This window comes from Actinomadura fulvescens (assembly GCF_039533225.1).
Taxonomy (GTDB): Bacteria; Actinomycetota; Actinomycetes; order Streptosporangiales; family Streptosporangiaceae; genus Spirillospora; species Spirillospora fulvescens.
Genome location: NZ_BAAATD010000011.1, coordinates 95,395 through 112,185, shown reverse-complemented (window position 1 = coordinate 112,185; position 16,791 = coordinate 95,395). Strand labels below are relative to the sequence as shown.

Annotated in this window: 16 protein-coding genes; 9 read left to right on the top strand and 7 right to left on the bottom strand. The window is 71.0% G+C overall.

The genetic code is table 11. The annotated features are described in order from the left end of the window. Nucleotides 1-44 precede the first annotated feature (44 nt). The 4 genes from ABD333_RS34260 to ABD333_RS34245 form a co-directional block, all read right to left on the bottom strand. The gene (locus ABD333_RS34260) at nt 45-485 is read right to left on the bottom strand and encodes an Rv3235 family protein (RefSeq protein ID WP_344546703.1); all 441 of its coding nucleotides are present in this window, start codon (nt 483-485) and stop codon (nt 45-47) included. A 262-nt stretch (nt 486-747) separates the two neighbouring features. Beyond that, nucleotides 748-2,169 (bottom strand): PTS transporter subunit EIIC, encoded by a 1,422-nt coding sequence (locus tag ABD333_RS34255; RefSeq protein WP_344546702.1) that lies wholly within the window; start codon nt 2,167-2,169, stop codon nt 748-750. Nucleotides 2,170-2,204: 35 nt separating this feature from the next. After that, nucleotides 2,205-2,945 (bottom strand): GntR family transcriptional regulator, encoded by a 741-nt coding sequence (locus ABD333_RS34250; RefSeq protein ID WP_344546701.1) that lies wholly within the window; start codon nt 2,943-2,945, stop codon nt 2,205-2,207. Nucleotides 2,946-3,473: 528 nt separating this feature from the next. Continuing rightward, nucleotides 3,474-4,853: a PTS transporter subunit EIIC gene (locus ABD333_RS34245; RefSeq protein ID WP_344546700.1), complete on the bottom strand. Its 1,380-nt coding sequence runs from the start codon at nt 4,851-4,853 to the stop codon at nt 3,474-3,476. 163 nt (nt 4,854-5,016) lie between these two features. Between ABD333_RS34245 and nagA the strand changes: the two genes are divergently transcribed. The 7 genes from nagA to ptsP all read left to right on the top strand — a co-directional run bounded on the left by nagA (nt 5,017) and on the right by ptsP (nt 10,736). Further along, nucleotides 5,017-6,168 carry an N-acetylglucosamine-6-phosphate deacetylase gene (nagA, locus tag ABD333_RS34240; protein WP_344546699.1) on the top strand — a complete coding sequence of 384 codons (1,152 nt, stop codon included), beginning with the start codon at nt 5,017-5,019 and terminating at the stop codon, nt 6,166-6,168. Nucleotides 6,169-6,176: 8 nt separating this feature from the next. Further along, a complete protein-coding gene (locus ABD333_RS34235; protein ID WP_344546698.1) occupies nt 6,177-7,220 on the top strand; it encodes an SIS domain-containing protein in 1,044 nt (347 codons plus the stop codon). 67 nt (nt 7,221-7,287) lie between these two features. Continuing rightward, a complete protein-coding gene (locus ABD333_RS34230) occupies nt 7,288-7,524 on the top strand; it encodes a PTS sugar transporter subunit IIB (protein WP_344546894.1) in 237 nt (78 codons plus the stop codon). 34 nt (nt 7,525-7,558) lie between these two features. Further along, entirely contained in the window at nt 7,559-8,008 is a 450-nt protein-coding gene (locus ABD333_RS34225) for a PTS sugar transporter subunit IIA (RefSeq protein WP_344546697.1), read from the top strand. Next, nucleotides 7,999-8,691, top strand: a complete 693-nt coding sequence (locus ABD333_RS34220) for an HAD family hydrolase (protein ID WP_344546696.1) — start codon at nt 7,999-8,001, stop codon at nt 8,689-8,691. The genes ABD333_RS34225 and ABD333_RS34220 overlap by 10 nt, the downstream gene beginning before the upstream one ends. 18 nt (nt 8,692-8,709) lie before the next feature. Continuing rightward, on the top strand, nt 8,710-8,982 hold the full coding sequence (locus ABD333_RS34215; protein WP_344546695.1) for an HPr family phosphocarrier protein: 273 nt from the start codon (nt 8,710-8,712) through the stop codon (nt 8,980-8,982). A 56-nt stretch (nt 8,983-9,038) separates the two neighbouring features. Beyond that, nucleotides 9,039-10,736 (top strand): phosphoenolpyruvate--protein phosphotransferase, encoded by a 1,698-nt coding sequence (ptsP, locus tag ABD333_RS34210; RefSeq protein ID WP_344546694.1) that lies wholly within the window; start codon nt 9,039-9,041, stop codon nt 10,734-10,736. A gap of 48 nt (nt 10,737-10,784) precedes the next feature. On the opposite strand, the gene ABD333_RS34205 is transcribed toward ptsP, so the two are convergent. The 3 genes from ABD333_RS34205 to ABD333_RS34195 form a co-directional block, all read right to left on the bottom strand. Further along, nucleotides 10,785-11,387 (bottom strand): Uma2 family endonuclease, encoded by a 603-nt coding sequence (locus ABD333_RS34205; RefSeq protein ID WP_344546693.1) that lies wholly within the window; start codon nt 11,385-11,387, stop codon nt 10,785-10,787. Nucleotides 11,388-11,428: 41 nt separating this feature from the next. After that, the gene (locus tag ABD333_RS34200; RefSeq protein WP_344546692.1) at nt 11,429-13,075 is read right to left on the bottom strand and encodes a glycoside hydrolase family 3 protein; all 1,647 of its coding nucleotides are present in this window, start codon (nt 13,073-13,075) and stop codon (nt 11,429-11,431) included. A gap of 252 nt (nt 13,076-13,327) precedes the next feature. Continuing rightward, nucleotides 13,328-14,455 (bottom strand): N-acetylglucosamine kinase, encoded by a 1,128-nt coding sequence (locus ABD333_RS34195; protein WP_344546691.1) that lies wholly within the window; start codon nt 14,453-14,455, stop codon nt 13,328-13,330. A gap of 61 nt (nt 14,456-14,516) precedes the next feature. Here ABD333_RS34195 and ABD333_RS34190 point away from each other — a divergent pair, with 61 nt between their 5' ends. Together ABD333_RS34190 and ABD333_RS34185 are read left to right on the top strand one after the other, a co-directional pair. Then, nucleotides 14,517-15,479, top strand: coding sequence for a MurR/RpiR family transcriptional regulator (locus ABD333_RS34190; RefSeq protein WP_344546690.1), 963 nt, complete (start codon nt 14,517-14,519; stop codon nt 15,477-15,479). After that, nucleotides 15,476-16,372: an N-acetylmuramic acid 6-phosphate etherase gene (locus ABD333_RS34185; protein ID WP_344546689.1), complete on the top strand. Its 897-nt coding sequence runs from the start codon at nt 15,476-15,478 to the stop codon at nt 16,370-16,372. Before ABD333_RS34190 ends, ABD333_RS34185 begins: the two co-directional genes overlap by 4 nt. The last annotated feature ends 419 nt before the right edge of the window (nt 16,373-16,791 follow it).

Genomic DNA, 16,791 nt, shown 5'->3' with positions numbered 1-16,791 from the left:
CCTGAAGCGGCCTCCCGGGTGACCGGGAGGCCGCTTCGTCGTTCTCACGGAAACGCCTGGGGCCTTCCGCGGTCGGCGGTCTCGACGGTGACGCATCGCCAGCGCCCCCTCCGGTGTTCCAGCCGCAGCGCCAACGCCCGCACCCGCCCGTCGATGACGACGACGGCTCCCGTCTCCACGGCGTTCGGCACGGGTTGCTGCAGCCACGACGTCAGAATGCGAGGCGGAACGATCCGTACGCCCGCCGCCAGCGGAACCTGGTGCGCGGCAACCGCGAGACAGACCTCGGGCAATGCGCGGCTGGTGAGCTGGCGTACCGGCCTCATCCCGGCCAGTACTTCTGCCACGAGCCGTAACGTGGCCTCGACGGTATGCCGAAGCTCTGGCGGCCGCCGCACCTCCTGCAGAGCGAGCGCCCCGTCGATCGCGTAGCCGGTGGCAGTGCCCGAACGGTCGTCCTCGGCACTGATGTAACGCCTTGGCATGCTGCTGACCTCCTGTCGTTCGGCGACGACAACAAGAGGCACGGCCCGGCGGATGAATACACCATGGCCACCTGCGGCCCCGGCTGTAACACCGGTCCGCTCGGGTGTCGGAGATGGTGCCGAGCATTTGGAGATGGGGCTGAGCATGAAGAACGGCGGCGGGGCGTCCGCGGGACGCCCCGCCGCCGCGGGGTGAGTCCTCTCAGGGAGTCAGGAGAGGACTCGGGGTCGGGACCGGTGTGGGCTGGAGGTCCCGGATGTGTCAGGGAGCCGAGGTGTCCGCGGCCGTGCTCTCACGCCGGGACCGGCCCTTCTTCTCGTTCTCGCCGGCCGCCAGCTCCGGGTCGGCGGCGGGGTCGGCCGCCACCGACTCCTCGCCCTCGGGCTCGCGGCCCGGGGTGGCGAGGTTGAACTTCTTGATCACGAAGGTGAAGAGCGCGTAGTAGATGACCGCGTAGATCAGGCCCATGATGATCAACCCGATCAGGTTCTTCGTGTTGTCCTTGGACCCGTTGATGATCATGTCGATGGCTCCCGCGGAGAAGCTGAAGCCCAGCTTCATGCCGAGGATGTCCGCGACGGCCATCGAGATGCCGGTCAGGACCGCGTGGATGCCGAAGAGCACCGGGGCGATGAAGACGAACGCGAACTCGATCGGCTCGGTGATGCCGGTGACGAACGCGGTCAGCGCGGCGGAGAGCATGATGCCGCCGACGGCCGGACGGCGGTGCTTCGGAGCCGCGCGCCACATCGCGATCGCGGCGGCGGGGAGACCGAACATCAGCACGGGGAAGTAGCCGGTCATGGACCAGCCGGTGTCCGGCGCGCCCGCGAGGTAGCACAGCAGGTCGCCGCTGTAGGCCTTGCCGTTGACGGTGCAGTCGGGGATCTGCGTCCACACGACGTTGTTCGGGATGTGGTGCAGGCCGAGCGGCAGCAGGACGCGGTTGATGACGCCGTAGATGCCCGCGCCGATCTCACTGTTGTCGGCCATCCACTCGCCGAAGTTGGTGAGCCACTTGCCGAGGACCGGCCAGATCCAGCCGAAGAGCAGGCCCAGCACCAGTGCGGCGAACGAGGTGATGATCGGCACGAACCGGCGGCCGCCGAAGAAGGCGAGCCAGACCGGCAGCTTGATCCGGTAGAAGCGCTGGTAGAGCAGCGCGGTCACGATGCCGATGACGATGCCGCCGAGGGCCCGGGTGGGGTTCGCGGCGGCGTAGTCGATGGCGGGCTTGGGCGTACCCGGGTTGTCCGGGTCGAACAGCGCCTTGGTGATCCTCGGGAAGATCAGCTTGTCGTCGGCGAAGGTGTGGAAGAACATCGTCATGCTGACGTAGTGGAAGACCATGTAGCCCACCACGGCCGCCAGGCCGGTCGAGCCGTCGGACTTCTTGGCGAAGCCGATCGCCACGCCCACCGCGAACAGCAGCGGCAGCCAGTCGAAGATCGCGCCACCGGCGGCGAGGAAGATCTCCGCCACCCGGTCGGCCCCGGCGAAGCTGAGCCAGGGGTCCTTGGCCTCGTCGTTTCCGATCACGTCGCCCTGACCGAGCCGGAAGAGGATGCCGGCCGCGGGCATGACGGCGATCGGCAGCATGAGGCTGCGTCCGATGCGCTGCAGGATCGCGAGTGTCTTGGAGCTGCCGCCGGGCACGGTGCCCACGGCGGTTGTCGAACTCATCAGGGGTTCCTCCTCGATTTACCGGGGGGCTGCGCCTAGGAGCGCGTCGGGGGATTTCCGAGGGCCGTGTGGATCTGGTAGCGGTCGGCCCGGTAGGTCGACACGCCCAGTTCCGCGCAGACGCCCCCGGCATAGGAGCGCCGCTGAAGGAGCAGCACGGCACTGCCCCTGGGAATGTGGAGTTGTTTGGCCTCCGCCGCGTCGGCGAGCGCGGCGTCGATCGTCTGGTCTCCGGCGTCGAAGACCAGCCCGTACACCGCCTCGAGCACGCCGTAGAGGGAGCGGTCCGCAAGACGCCGGTCGAGCAGATCGGGGGCGAAGGAGGCGAGGATGTGTGAACGTTCCAACGCCATCGGCTCGCCGTCGGCGGTCCGGAGGCGTTCGATCACATGGATGGCGGTACCGGCCTCGACCTCGAAGAGGCGGGCCAGCCGTGCGTCGGCCGCGACGGTGCGCCGGGCCAGGTCGATCGCGCCCGGCCGCAACCCGCGGCTGAGCATGTCCTCGGTGAACGAGACGAGCCGCAGCGGCATCTCGATCTTGGGCCGGGCCACGAACGTGCCCTTGCCCGGCACCCGGTAGAGGCGCCCCTCGGTCACCAGCTGGTCGACCCCCTGGCGAACGGTCATCCGGGACAGTCCGTACTCCGCGCACAACTCCCGCTCCGAGGGAATCGGCGCGTCGACGGGCAGTTCCGCGGTCTCGATGAGGTCGAGCAGGATGGCGCGGAGCTGGAAGTACTTGGGTACGGGACTGTGTGGATCGATCGCTGTCACGGGGAATCCTCGTGGGCCGGGGAGTCCGGTCGGGAGTACTGGTCAAGTCAGGTCAGTACTGGTCTAGGCCGGACTAGACCACACAAAATTAACCTCTGTCAATGCACAGATGAATAACGGCCGGATTACGTCACGGTCAGCAAACCCGCAGGTCAGACCGCTAGAAGATCACAATTCCAACTCCGGCGAACCCCTCCCGCCCCATCACCCCGTCCCGTCGCTCAAAGTCCCCGATCAATGCGACCCAAGGTCAGCCACTAGACCAGTGGTAAACCCACCCTCCACTCCCCGCTGACCCCGTGCCCGCCGCGCGTGGCGCCTGCCATGCCCGCTGCAGGCGTGGCGCCTGCCATGCCCGCTGCAGGCGTGGCGCCTGCCATGTCGGCTGCAGGCGTGGCGCCTGCCATGTCGGCTGCAGGCGTGGCGCCAGCCGCGTCAGCCTCCATGCCCCGGTGGTCCCGCGGAGTTATCCACAGAACGTGGTTTCACTTCCATCGCCCCACCTGCGGGGTTGACGATAGAAGAGGGTCAGCCCCCGGGTGGGTGGGGCTTGTTCTTGGGGCTCTTGGTGTTGCCGTCGGTGTTGTCGGTGGGTTGGTCGATGAGGGCGCCTACGGTGCCGTCGGCGGCTGCGGCTTCTTCGCGTTCGCGGCCGGGGGTGGGGAGGTTGAACTTCGTGATCACGAAGTAGAAGATCGCGAAATAGAGGAAGAAGTAGATGATGCCGAGGCCGATGACGGCCCACAGATGCCGGGTGTTGCTCTTGGTCGCGTTCAGCAGCATGTCGATCAGGCCCGCGGAGAACGCGAAGCCGAGCTGGGCGTCGATCGCGGCGAGGATGTACATCGAGATGCCCGTCAGCACCACGTGGATGGCGTAGAGCACCGGCGCCACGAACATGAACGAGAACTCGATCGGTTCGGTCACGCCGCAGACGAACGCGGTGAGCGCCGCCGAGATCATGAGGCCGCCCACGGCGCTGCGCTTGTGCTTGGGCGCGGCCATCCAGATGGCCATCGCCGCGCCGGGCAGGCCGAACATCAGCACCGGGAAGAACCCGGCCAGGAAGGTGCCCGCGGTCGGGTCGCCGGCCAGGTAGCGGTTGATCTCGCCGTGCGCGACCGCGCCGTCGGGCGCCTTGTACGAGCCGAACGTGAACCACACGAGCGTGTTGAGGATGTGGTGCAGGCCGAAGGGGAGAAGCAGGCGGTTGGAGATGCCGTAGACCCCGGCGCCGACCGCTCCGAGGCCGGTGATCCAGTCTCCGAAGTCGTCGATCCAGCCGCCCAGCGTGGGCCAGATCAACCCGAAGAGCACGCCCAGCAGCAGCGCACAGGCCGCGCTGATGATCGGCACGAAGCGCCGGCCGCCGAAGAACGCCAGCCACGTCGGGAGTTTGATCCTGTAGAAGCGCTGGTAGAGCAGGGCGACCATGATGCCGACCACGATGCCGCCCAGCACCTGGGTCGGGTTCTTGGCGCCGTAGTTGATGGCCTCCTTGGCCGCGCCGTCCTGCATCACCGACTGGACGACGTCGCCCTTGAGCGTGTCGGTGTGCGAGAACATCACCTTGGAGACGCGGTCGAAGACCAGGTAGGCGACGACCGCCGACAGCGCGGTGGAGCCGTCGGCCTTCTTGGCGAAGCCGATCGCGACGCCGACAGCGAAGAGGATCGCCAGGTTGTCGAGCAGCGCGCCACCGGCCGCCGCGAAGACCTCGGCGATGCGGTTCCAGCCGAGCCCGTCCTTGCCGAGCAGATCGTCCTGGCCCAGGCGGAGCAGGATGCCCGCCGCGGGCAGCACCGCGATCGGGAGCATCAGGCTCCGGCCGATGCGCTGCAGTACCGCGAACGTGGCCGACCAGGCGCCGCGCGCCCCGCCGCCGGTCGTGGCAGCCGTGGAACTCATGAGCGGATGACCTCCCCCGAGTGGGCCCGAGCACATGAAGTTCGGCCCGACATCTTCGCTCTATCCGATGTGTGGAGTATGGTTCGTACTGGTCTAGTCCGGACTAGACCAGTAGTCGTTCAACAGCAGAGAGCGACTCCAGCATCACGGAGAGTAATCGCGCATGTCACAACTGATCACTGCGAACAGCTTGATCACTGCCCCCGCCGATGGTGGTCCTACCCGCGTACTCTCTCCGGGATTCGTCTGCGTCGAGAACGGTGTGATCTCCGAGGTCGGCGAGGGCGTCCCGGACGACCCGCCTGACCTGCACCTTCGGGACGGCGTTCTCGCTCCCGGGCTGGTCGATCTTCAGGTCAACGGGTTCTTCGGGCACGATCTGGCCGACGCCGGCGAGGACGGCTGGCACACCGTCGTCCGGCGCCTGCCCGAGACCGGGGTGACCTCGTTCCTCCCCACGTTCATCACCGCCCCCGTCGACGTCCAGGCCAAAGCGCTGCGCCGCACGCGTGACCTGCTGCCGGGTCTGCCCGCTGCCGCTGCCAAGGTCCTCGGCGTCCACCTCGAAGGCCCGTTCCTCGCGGAGAAGCGCAGGGGCGCGCACAACGCCGGCCTCCTCGCCGACCCGACGCCCGAGGCGATCGCGACGCTGCTGGAGACCGGCCTGGTCAAGCTGGTCACGCTGGCCCCCGAGCGGGACGGCGCGCTCGCGGCGATCGAGACCCTGACCCGCCACGGCGTCCTGGTCAGCGTCGGTCACAGCGACGCCACCGCCGAGCAGGTCGAACGCGCGGCCGACGCGGGCGCCCGCAAGGTCACGCACATCTTCAACGCGCAGAGCGGCGTCCACCACCGTGATCCCGGCGTCGCCGTGCAGGCGCTGGTCGACCACCGCCTGCACCCGGGGCTCATCGTCGACCTGCACCATGTGGCGCCTGCCGTCTGCAAGCTGGTCTTCCGGTCCGCGCCCGGCCGGGTCGTGCTCGTCACCGACGCCGCCGCGGCCGCCGGGATGCCGCCCGGCACCTACGAGCTCGGCGGCGAACCCATCGAGCTGCCCGAGTCGGGGCCGCCGCTGCGCGCCGACGGCACGATCGCCGGTTCCGGCCTCCGCCTGGACGAGGCGGTCGGCAACGCGGTGCGCATCGGCATCGACCTGGTCGCCGCCGTGGACGCCGCCACCCGCGTCCCGGCCGACCTCATCGAACGTACGGACCTCGGCCGCATCGCCCCCGGCGCCGCCGCCGATCTGGTCTGGCTCGGAGATGACCTCCGGGCGCGTACGACGTGGATCAACGGGCAGAAAGCCTTCTGAGGGGGATCATGACCACCAGCCGAATGCGGGCTGAGATCGGCGAGCAGCCCGAGGCGCTGCGCCGTACACTCCAGGCCCTGCTGCCACGGACCGCCGACATCGCGCGGCTCGCACGCGAGACGCGCCAGGTGCTGTTCATCGCACGCGGTTCGTCCGACAACGCCGCCGTCTACGGGCGGTACCTGGTCGAAGCGCACACGGGACGCCTCGCCACCCTGGCCGCGCCGTCCATCGCGACGACCTACCGGCGCCAGGTGGACCTGTCCGGTGTGCTCGCCGTCGCGATCAGCCAGTCCGGCAAGACCGAGGAGATCGTCGAGACCCTGGACTGGGCCGCCGGCAACGGCGCCCGGACCGTGGCGATCACCAACGGCGCCGGCTCGCCGCTCGCGGAGGCCGCCGAGGTCGCGCTGCTGACGGAGGCGGGCGACGAGCTCGCGGTGCCGGCCACCAAGACCTACACCACCCAGCTGGCCGCGCTGTCGGTGCTGGGCCTCGGGCTGGGCGCCGACACCGAGGTGGACGACCTGCGCCGGGTACCGGACGAGGTGCGGCGGCTCATCGCGATCACCGAGTCGTCGCCGGCGCTGCCCGAGATCGTCGAGGAGCTCGCCCAGGTGCCGGGTGCCGTGGTGTCCGGCCGCGGCATCGCGTTCGGCACCGCGCTGGAGCTGGCCCTCAAGATCAAGGAGGCGTGCTACCTGCACGCCATGGGCCTCTCGTACGCCGACCTGCTGCACGGCCCGATCGCGGTGGTGGACGCCCAGACGCCCGCGCTGCTGGTCGCCGCCGAGGAGGGCCCGACCCTGTCCGGCACGATCGCGCTGGCCCGCCGCGTCACGACCGCCGGTGCCCGCGCGTACGGCATCGGCGGCGGCACGGGACTGGCCGAGGCGTCCTCGCTCGCCCTGCCCGGTCCCGCGCTGCCCGAGTGGGTCGCGCCGCTCGGCCTGATCGTGCCCGGCCAGATCCTGGTCGAGAACCTGGCCCGCCGGCTCGGGCTCGACCCCGACGTGCCGCGCGGGCTCAACAAGGTCACCCAGACCGACTGAGCCCGCCGCCGCACCACAGCACCGCACCACCACAGCACCGCACCTGACAGACCGAAGGCAGGAAATGATCATGGACAAGGCCGAGGCCATCATCGCGGCGCTGGGCGGCGCCGACAACATCATCGAGATCGAGCCGTGCGCCACCCGGCTGCGCACCGAGGTCGAGGACGCGGGCAAGGTCGACGAGCCGGCACTGAAGGCCGCGGGCGCGTTCGGCGTCATGCGCAGCGGCACCGTCGTCCAGGTGGTCGTGGGCCCGGAGGCCGACACCATCGCCAGCGACATCGAGGACATTCTCGACTGACGTCCCGATCCCACGCTCGACAAGGAGTGTTCTCATGACGCGAGTTCTGTCGCCCGTGAGCGGGCGCGTCGTCGGGCTTGCCGGCGTGCCCGACCCGGTGTTCGCCCAGGCCATGGTGGGCCCGGGCACCGCCGTCGACCCCGAGCGGGCGCCGGGCCAGGCCATCGCCCCGGTCACCGGCACGATCGTCAAGCTGCACCCGCACGCGTACGTGGTCGTCGACGCCGAGGGCCACGGCGTGCTGGTGCACCTGGGCATCGACACCGTCCAGCTCAAGGGCGCGGGCTTCGAGCTGCTGGCCGCCGAGGGCGACGCGGTGACCGCCGGGCAGCCGCTGATCGGCTGGGACCCCGCCGCGATCGAGGCGGGCGGCCGCTCGCCGATCTGCGCGGTGGTGGCGCTGGACGCGAACGCCGACGCACTGTCCGACGTGGCCGAGTCCGGCGAGGTCGACAAGGGGGCCGAGCTCTTCACATGGAGCTGAAGGCCACCGACTCCGCCGGCGTGCGCCGTACCGACCTCAAGGCCGCCGTTTTCGACCTCGACGGAACGCTGATCGACACCGAGCCGCGCAACCGCGAGATGTGGGCGCGCATGTTCGCCGCGAACGGCATCGCCTACGACGACGAGCTGATCGCCTCGTTCGCCGGGCGGCGCGGCCGGGAGGTGCTGGCCGAGCTGCTGCACCTGTTCCCGGGACGCACCGTCGAGGACCTGTTCCACGAGGTCGTCTCGTACGAGACGGGACCGGACATGCCGCCGGTCCAGCCGGTGCCGGGCGCGGTCGAGCTCGTCCGTGCGCTGCACGCCGGCGGTGTGCCGCTGGCGGTGGTGACCTCGGGCGTGCGGCGGTACGCCGAGGGCCTGCTGGAGGGGCTCGGCATCAAGGACCTGCTGGACGTGCTGGTCACGGCCGACGACGTGGCCAACGGGAAGCCTGATCCCGAGGGCTTCCTGGCCGCGTGCGACGCCCTCGGGGTGGCGCCGCGGGACGCGCTCGGATTCGAGGACGCCCCCGCCGGAGTGGCCGCGGTGAAGGCTGCGGGTATGACCTGCGTGGGGATCACCACCACCCAGCCCGCGGCGGCGCTGGCCGCGGCGGACCGGGTGGTGGCGGACATGACGGAAGTCGACCTCCGTGCCTGGGGCCTCCCGGGCGCGGAGTGAACATGAGGAGTTGTTCCAGTGACGCAGCGTAACGTCAAGATCGAATCCAGGGTGGGTCTGCACGCCCGGCCCGCGGCGTTGTTCGTCCAGGCCGCGGCCAGGGCCGACGGCGACGTCACCGTGGCCAAGCGCGGCGGCGACCCGGTCAACGCCAAGAGCATCCTGTCGGTGCTCGGCCTGGACGCCCGGCACGGCGAGGAGATCGTCATCGCCGCCGAGGGCGACGGCGCCGAGACCCTCCTGGACGAGCTCGAAGCGCTGCTCTCCGAGCCCGAGCCCGAACAGGCCTGAGCCTTCCCCTGCAGCTTCGTCCCTGTCCTGAATTTCATCGCCGGAGGGTGCGCGAGATGAGTCCCAGCGTGTTGCGGGGAGCCGGGGTCAGCCCGGGCGTCGGTGTCGGGCCGGTACGCGCCGTCGCGGGCGCCGTGCCCGAGCCCGAGCCCGATTCCCGCCATGCCGGGGACGCGGCCGCGGAGACCGAGCGGGCGCTCGGCGCGCTCGCCGCCGTGGCCGCCGACCTGGAGTCGCGCGGTGTCCGTGCCGCCGAGGCCGGCAACAAGGAGGGGCAGGACGTGCTCAACGCCCAGGCCCTGATGGCCCGCGACCCCGGCCTCGCCGACGGCGTCAAGGCCAAGGTCGGCGAGGGCGTCGCCGCGGCCCGCGCCGTCTTCGAGGCGTTCGGCGTCTACCGCGAGCTGCTCGCCGGCGCCGGGGAGTACCTGGCGGCCCGGGTGACCGACCTCGACGACATCCGGGACCGTACGGTCGCGCGCCTGCTCGACCTGCCGATGCCCGGCGTCCCTGAGTCGGCCGAGCCGTTCGTCCTCGTCGCGCGTGACCTGGCGCCCGCCGACACCGCGGTGCTCGATCCGCGGCTGGTGGTCGCGTTCGTCACCGAGGAGGGCGGCCCGACCAGCCACACGGCGATCATCGCCCGCACGATGGGCGTGCCCGCCGTGGTCGCCCTGCCGGGCGCCACCGGCCTCGCCGACGGCAGCCGGGTCCTGGTGGACGGCGCCGCCGGCACCGTCCAGGTCGATCCGTCCGAGCCCGAGGTCGCGGCGGCGCTGGCCGCGGCGGAGGCCCGGGCGGCGGCGCTCGGCGAGTCCACCGGTCCGGGCGCCACCAAGGACGGCCACCGGGTCCCGCTGCTGGCCAACATCGGCGGCCCCCAGGACGTGGAGGCCGCGCTGGCCAACGGTGCCGAGGGCGTGGGCCTCTACCGGACCGAGTTCCTCTTCCTCGACCGTTCGGCACCGCCCACCGACGCCGAGCAGGAAGAGGCCTACCGCAAGGTCCTCGACGCGTTCCCCGACGGGCGCGTGGTCGTGCGTACGCTCGACGCCGGCGCCGACAAACCCCTCGCCTTCCTCCCGCCTCCCGGTGACGAGCCCAACCCTGCCCTCGGCGAACGCGGCCTGCGCATGATGCAGCACCATCCCGACGTCCTGGCGGCCCAGCTCGGCGCCCTCGCCCGCGCCGCCGCGGGCCGCTCCGCCAAGCTGCAGGTCATGGCGCCGATGGTGACCGACGCGGCGGAGGCCGCCTACTTCGCCAAGGCCTGCCGCGACGCCCGGATCGAGCACCCCGGCATCATGATCGAGGTGCCGGCCGCCGCCCTGCGCGCCCGTGACCTGGCGGCCGAGGTGGAGTTCTTCAGCCTCGGCACCAACGACCTCACGCAGTACGCCTGCGCCGCCGACCGCCAGATCGGCGGCCTCGCGCACCTCCAGGACCCCTGGCAGCCCGCCGTGCTCGACCTGATCGCGATCACAGCCGAGGCCGCCGCCGAGGCGGGCAAGGGCTGCGGCGTCTGCGGCGAGGCCGGCGGCGACCCCGCCCTGGCCTGCGTTCTCACGGGCCTGGGCGTCACCTCCCTGTCGATGGGCGCCCCGTCCCTGCCGTTCGTACGAGCCGCCCTCGCCCGGCACACCCTGGCCGAATGCCGCGAAGCCGCAGTGGCCGCGCGCAACGCCCGCACGGCCGACGCCGCCCGCGAAGCGGCCCGCGCGAACCTCCCCGCCCTAACCGCCCTAGGCCTCTAAGCCTTTTCCGGCCCCGCGGCGGCCGCACTGCGCGGCGGCCGCCCTCCATCACCGACGATCGAGCTCGCTGAAGAGGACCGCCACCGGGAACGGCACGTCGAGTTCGAGCTCGTCCTCGTGGGCGGCGACGAGCTGGTAGCTCATCCCCGACCAGTCGAGTCTGTACTCGCGGATGACCTTCACATAGAGCTTCTCGTCGAGCGTCACGACGAGATAGACCGGAATCTGCTCGCGCGCGTACTCGGCCACCTTCTGGACGGTGTCGGTGTGCTCGCTGCCAGGAGAGACGATTTCGACGACGGCGAGAGCGTCTCGGCTGGTGAGCCTGCTGCCGCGCTCCAGGCAGCGATGCACTGTGACGTCCGGTCGACGGAACGAGAACCAGGTGCCCTCGGGGTCGCGCCGCCGCCGGCGGAAATGCATGTCGACGTCCGTGCTCACCTCGACGCACGGGTCGATGGGCCGGGCGCGTTCGATGATGTCGGCCAGCCTGCGCGCCACCCGCGAATGCTCCGGTGAGCCCGAGTGCAGGAAGACCACATGGTTGTCGATGACCTCGATCGACCGGCGTACGTGGTCGGGCAGGCTCTCATACTGATCTTCCGTGAGCAGCAAGGACTTCGGGTCCGTGGCCCAGCTCGGCAACGACATGGGTGGCACCTCGCTTCTCCGCGTCACGTTACCGGTGCGGGTCAGTAGGTGAGGCCGGTGCCTGGGGGGTTGCCGGCGGCGGGGACGGGGAGTTTGCCGGTCGGCTTGATCGTGCCCGCCAGTGTCTTGGCGAGGGCCGCCAGGGAGGGCGAGCCGGAGGAGTAGGTGGCGAGCGCCGCTTTGGCCCGGTCCGCCTTGTCGAGGTCGTACGGCCGGCCGAGCGCGGCGACGATCACCGGTAGGGAGGCGAGGGCGCCGACCCTGTCGGCGGTGGTGGCGGCGCCCGCGTCGAGGGTGGTGAGAACGGCGGCGTCGGCGTCGGTGGCCGAGCCGACGGTACGGACGCCCTCGCGGCGCAGGGCGGCGGCCAGAACGTCGCTCCGGGGACCTGACACGTAGACGGAACCCCGTTTGAGCGGCAGCAGACCGCCCTCGTTGCGCACGAGCGTGACCGCGTGCTCGGCGACCTGGCGGACCGTGGCCTTGCTGGCCCTGGAACCGACGATCTGGCTCGCGCGGCCGGGGTCGGCGCGGGTGCCGCGGAACAGGCCGCGCCGCTCCTTGAGCCGCAGGATGCGCGACACCGCCTCGTCCAGGCGGCGTTCGGAGATCTTGCCGGTGCGCACGGCCGTCAGCACCGCGTCGTAGGCGCGCGGCAGGCTCGGCGGCATGAGGAGCTGGTCGGCTCCGGCGTTGACCGCGCGCACGGGGACCGAGGCGTCGCCGTACTTGGTGCGCGCGCCCTGCATCTGCAGGGAGTCGGTGACGATGACGCCCCTGAAGCCGAGGGAGTCGCGGAGCAGCCCGGTCAGGACCTTGCGCGACAGCGTCGAGGGGTCGCCGGAGCCGTCGAGCTTGGGCACCACGATGTGCGCGGACATGATGGCGTCCACGTCGCTCGCGATCGCGGCCTTGAACGGAGGCGCGTCCAGCCGTTCCCATTCGGCGCGGGAGTGCTTGATCACCGGCAGGCCGGTGTGGCTGTCGGTGGAGGTGTCGCCGTGCCCGGGGAAGTGCTTGGCCGTCGCGGCGACGCCCGCCGCTTGGTAGCCCTGGATGGCGGCGTCGAGCAGCCGCGACACGAGCGCCGGATCCGAGCCGAAGGACCGGACGCCGATCACCGGGTTGGCCGGGTCGACGTTGACGTCGGCCACCGGCGCGTAGTTCTGGTTGATCCCGACGGCGCGCAGCTCGGCGCCGGTGACCTGGGCGGCGGCGCGGGCGTCGGCGGGACGGCCGGTCGCGCCGAGCGCCATGTTGCCCGGGAACGAGGTGATGAACGGGGTGCGCGAGACGATGCCCTGCTCCTCGTCCACGCCGAGCACCAGCGGGATCTTCGAGGCCTTCTGCAGGGCGTTGGACTGCGCCGCGGTCTGCTCCGGGGTGCGCATGTTGCCCGGAAAGTAGATGAACCCGCCGACCTTGTAGCGCTTGATCATCGACTGTGCGTCGGCCTGGCTGGAGAACGTCGGCACGAAGAGCTGCCCGACCTTCTCGGGCACGCTCATGTCGGCGACGAACCCGGGAATCCAGGAGGCCTGCGGGCTGGCCGGGGCAGGGGCGGCGGACGAGCGCCCGGCGCCCGGTGAGTCGTCCTTGGCGGGGTCGCCGCCGCAGCTCGCGGCGAGCGGCACGGCGAGCGCGATCGCGGCGGACGTCACGACGGCGGATGAACGTGGAGCGCGCACTGGACCAGGCTCCCGGACATGGTCATTGTTACGGTCTTGTGATCTGACCCCGCGACGTTAGCCGCTCTCGCGCGCCATGTCGACTCGCGGCGCGGCGGACTCACGGCATGCTGAGGACACGCGGGGGCCCACCGCGAGAACACGTCGCGGAAAAGCAGGCCGGGTGACGCCGCGGGGTTACGCAGCCATATCGGTTGGTACCACCGGGGCCGGTGCCTCAAAGCGCATCGGCGGTGCGCGGACGGCTCGGACCTACGCCAGAGCGTGGCCGAGGCGGCGCAGGGCCAGGCCTGCCGCGCCGACGGCGCCGTCGCCCGCCCGCCGCGGATCGGCGGCGAACCGGTCGCGCAGCCCGTCGCGGACGGCCTCGGCGACCGGGCCGTCGCGGAGCACGGAGCCGTGCATGACGACCGGGGCGTACGGATCGGCGAGCGCGGGCCGGACCGCGTCGACGTCGCGCAGCAACCACTGGGCCGCCTCCTCGGTGATCCGCCGGGCCACCGGATCACCTGCGGCCGCGGCGGCCGCGACGACCGGGCCGAGACGGCCCAGCGCGGCGGGTGGGCGGCCGTACACCTCCTTGATGATCGCCTGGGCGAGCTGCGGGTTCGGCGTCGCCTGGGCGTGCGCCGGGGGCTCGTCGAGCGTCGCCGTGGCCGCCCCCGGCGGAGAGGCTCTCGGAACGGTCGCCGGAGTACTCCTGGGAGCGGGTCTGGAGGCGAGAGCGGGTGCGCCTGCCAGTGCCAGGGGCCGTTCGTGCCGTGGCCGTGGACGACTGGAGTCGATCTCCGTGACGACGGCCGCGCCGAGCAGCGCGCGCGGCACCGACTCGGTGAGCAGGGTCGGCGACCCCCGTCCGTCGTAGGCCGCCAGCGCGGCCCGGACCGCCTCCCGGCCCAGCCAGACGGCCGAGCCCTCGTCGCCGACCAGCCAGCCGTAGCCGTCGGCGCGCTGCACGATCGCGCCGTCGCTGATGACCGCGGCCCCGGCACCGGTACCGGAGAACACCACGATGCCCTTCGGTGCGCTGGTGCCGGCGGCGAAGGCCACCGCGATGTCGGTCACGACGGCGGGCGAGCCGCGCAGCCCGACGGCCTGCCAGGCCCGCCGCGCCGCGCTGACCGCGGCGGGACGGCCGGCCGACCCGGCCCCGGCGATCCCGAAGACGCCGGCGAGGATGTGGGACCGATCCAGGTCACCGAGCGCCGTCTGGAGAGCGGTGGTGAGCGCACCCGCGGTATCGCCGCCGGAATTGGGGTTGGCTCCGGGACCGGTTCCGGAACCGGCCAGAGCGCCCCCGAGCGTTAGTACGACACAGCGGGTCTTCGTGCCACCCGCGTCTATGCCGATCACGTAAGGACCGGCCAAATGGGTCAACACATGGCGACCGTAGCCCTTTCTACCGTTGACGTGACATCCGACAAGTAAGAAAATTTCCATCATGAGGAAACCCACCGGCTCAGAGCCCGGGGGCATAGGGGAGACCGGGGCACCCAAGGTCGACGCGGTCGTCAAGGAGACGACGCCGCTGAGCACCGTGGTGCGGGTGCGTTCGCTGCTTCCTTCGCTTCCCCCCGCAGAGCGCCGCGTCGCGCAACGCGTCATCGACGATCCCGAAGGGGTCGCCAACTCCACCATCACCGAACTCGCCCAGAACTGTGGCACCTCCGAGACCACGGTCATCAGGTTCTGCCGGGCGATCGGGTTTCATGGATATCCAGAGCTGCGGTTGACCCTGGCGACGGAGGCGGGGAGGGCACAGAGCGCCTCCGGCGGCCGGGTCATCGGCAGCGACATCAGTCCTGACGACTCCCTCGAACAGATCGTGGAGAAGGTGACCTTCGCCGACGCCCGGGCCGTGGAAGAGACCGCGGCCCAGCTCGACATCAAGGTGCTCGAGCAGGTCGTCGACGCGATCGTGGGCGCGGAACGCGTCGACGTCTACGGCGTCGGTGCGAGCGCGTTCGTCGCCAAGGACTTCCAGCAGAAGATGCATCGCATCGCAAGAGTCTGCTACGCCTGGTCGGACGCCCACATCATGCTGACCAGCGCCGCGGTGCTGGGCAGCGGGGACGTCGCGATCGGGATCTCGCACACGGGCGCGACGGTGGAGACCATCGACGCGCTGGAGGTAGCAAAGAGCAAGGGGGTGACGACGGTAGCCCTGACCAATTTCCCCAAGTCCCCGATCGCCGAAGTAGCCGACCTGATCCTGACGACGGCGGCCCGGGAGACCACGTTCCGATCGGGCGCGACCGCCAGCCGGCTGGCACAGTTGACCGTGGTCGACTGCGTCTTCGTCGGGGTGGCCCAGCGCACGTTCGGGCAGACCCGCAAGGCCCTTGAGGCCACGTACGAGGCGGTCCGTGGGCGGACCGTGCGACCCGACCGGAGGCGTCGGTGATCGACTGCGAACTCCCCACAGAGGGGCGGAACCCACGGACCATTGACGTCGACACGCTGCCCACCCTGGAGGTGCTCCGCCGTATCAACAGCGAGGACGCCACGGTCCACCTGGTGGTGGCGGCCGTGCTGCCCGACCTGGCACGGCTGGTGGATCTCGCGGTGGAATCCCTGCGGGCGGGCGGCAGAGTGCACTACTTCGGCGCCGGAACGTCCGGACGGCTCGCCGCGCTCGACGCGGCCGAGCTGCCCCCGACGTTCGGCATCTGGGGCCGGGTCGTCGCACACCACGCGGGTGGACCCCGCGCACTGTCCCAGGCGGTCTCGGAGGCCGAGGACGACCACGAGCAGGGCGCCCGGGACGCCGCCGAGGTCCAGCCGGGCGATGTCGCCATCGGCGTCGCCGCGAGCGGCCGCACCCCCTACGTCGTCGGCGCCCTGCGCGCCGCCACGGCCGCCGGGGCGCACACGGCGCTCATCAGCTGCAATCCGCACACACCCTACGGCGACGAGGTCGACGTGCACATCGGGCTGGCCACCGGACCCGAGGTGATCAGCGGCTCCACCCGGATGAAGGCGGGCACCGCCACCAAACTGGTGCTCAACTCCTTCTCCACCACCCTGATGATCAGGCTGGGTAGGACCTACTCCAACCTGATGGTCAGCGTGAACGCGCTCAATGCCAAGCTCCGCGCACGGCTGGTGCGCATTCTCACCGAGGCGACCGGCCTGGACGCCCTCACCTGTGAGAACGCGCTCACCGAGGCCGGAGGCGACACCCGCGTCGCGCTGGTCTCGCTCCTGGGCGAGGTCCCGGCAGCGCGCGCCACAGTCGCGTTGGAGGAGTCCCACGGAGGAGTACGAGAGGCGCTACAGCGCCTGAGATCCGCGTAGGCCCCGGCTCGGCCGGCGCGCGCGAGCGCGCGGGCTGAGGCGCGGCCCCGCGCTCCCTGATCCCCGCTCCCTGCCCCCCGACCCGAACGTCCCTCGACGCAAGACCACCCGACCAAACGTCTCCGACCCAAACGTCCTCAACCCGAACGTGTCCTGACGCGAACGTTCCCCGAGTCCGAACGCTCCCGAATCCGAACGCTCCCGAACCCGACGGTCCCCGCCTGACGATCATGCGATCGGCATCCCTCCGCCGATCGCATGATCTTTTTTGGCTGTGTTCATTGGCTTTCGCGGCCTCAGCGGCCTCGCCTGGCGGCTCGGCCGCCGAACCGCAAAAGCGGCGAGCGCGACATCGCTTCGCGATCTTCGCGGAGTGCTTCGCCTGCGGCTCGCTCTCCGCTCAGCGCCGCGCGCTCGCG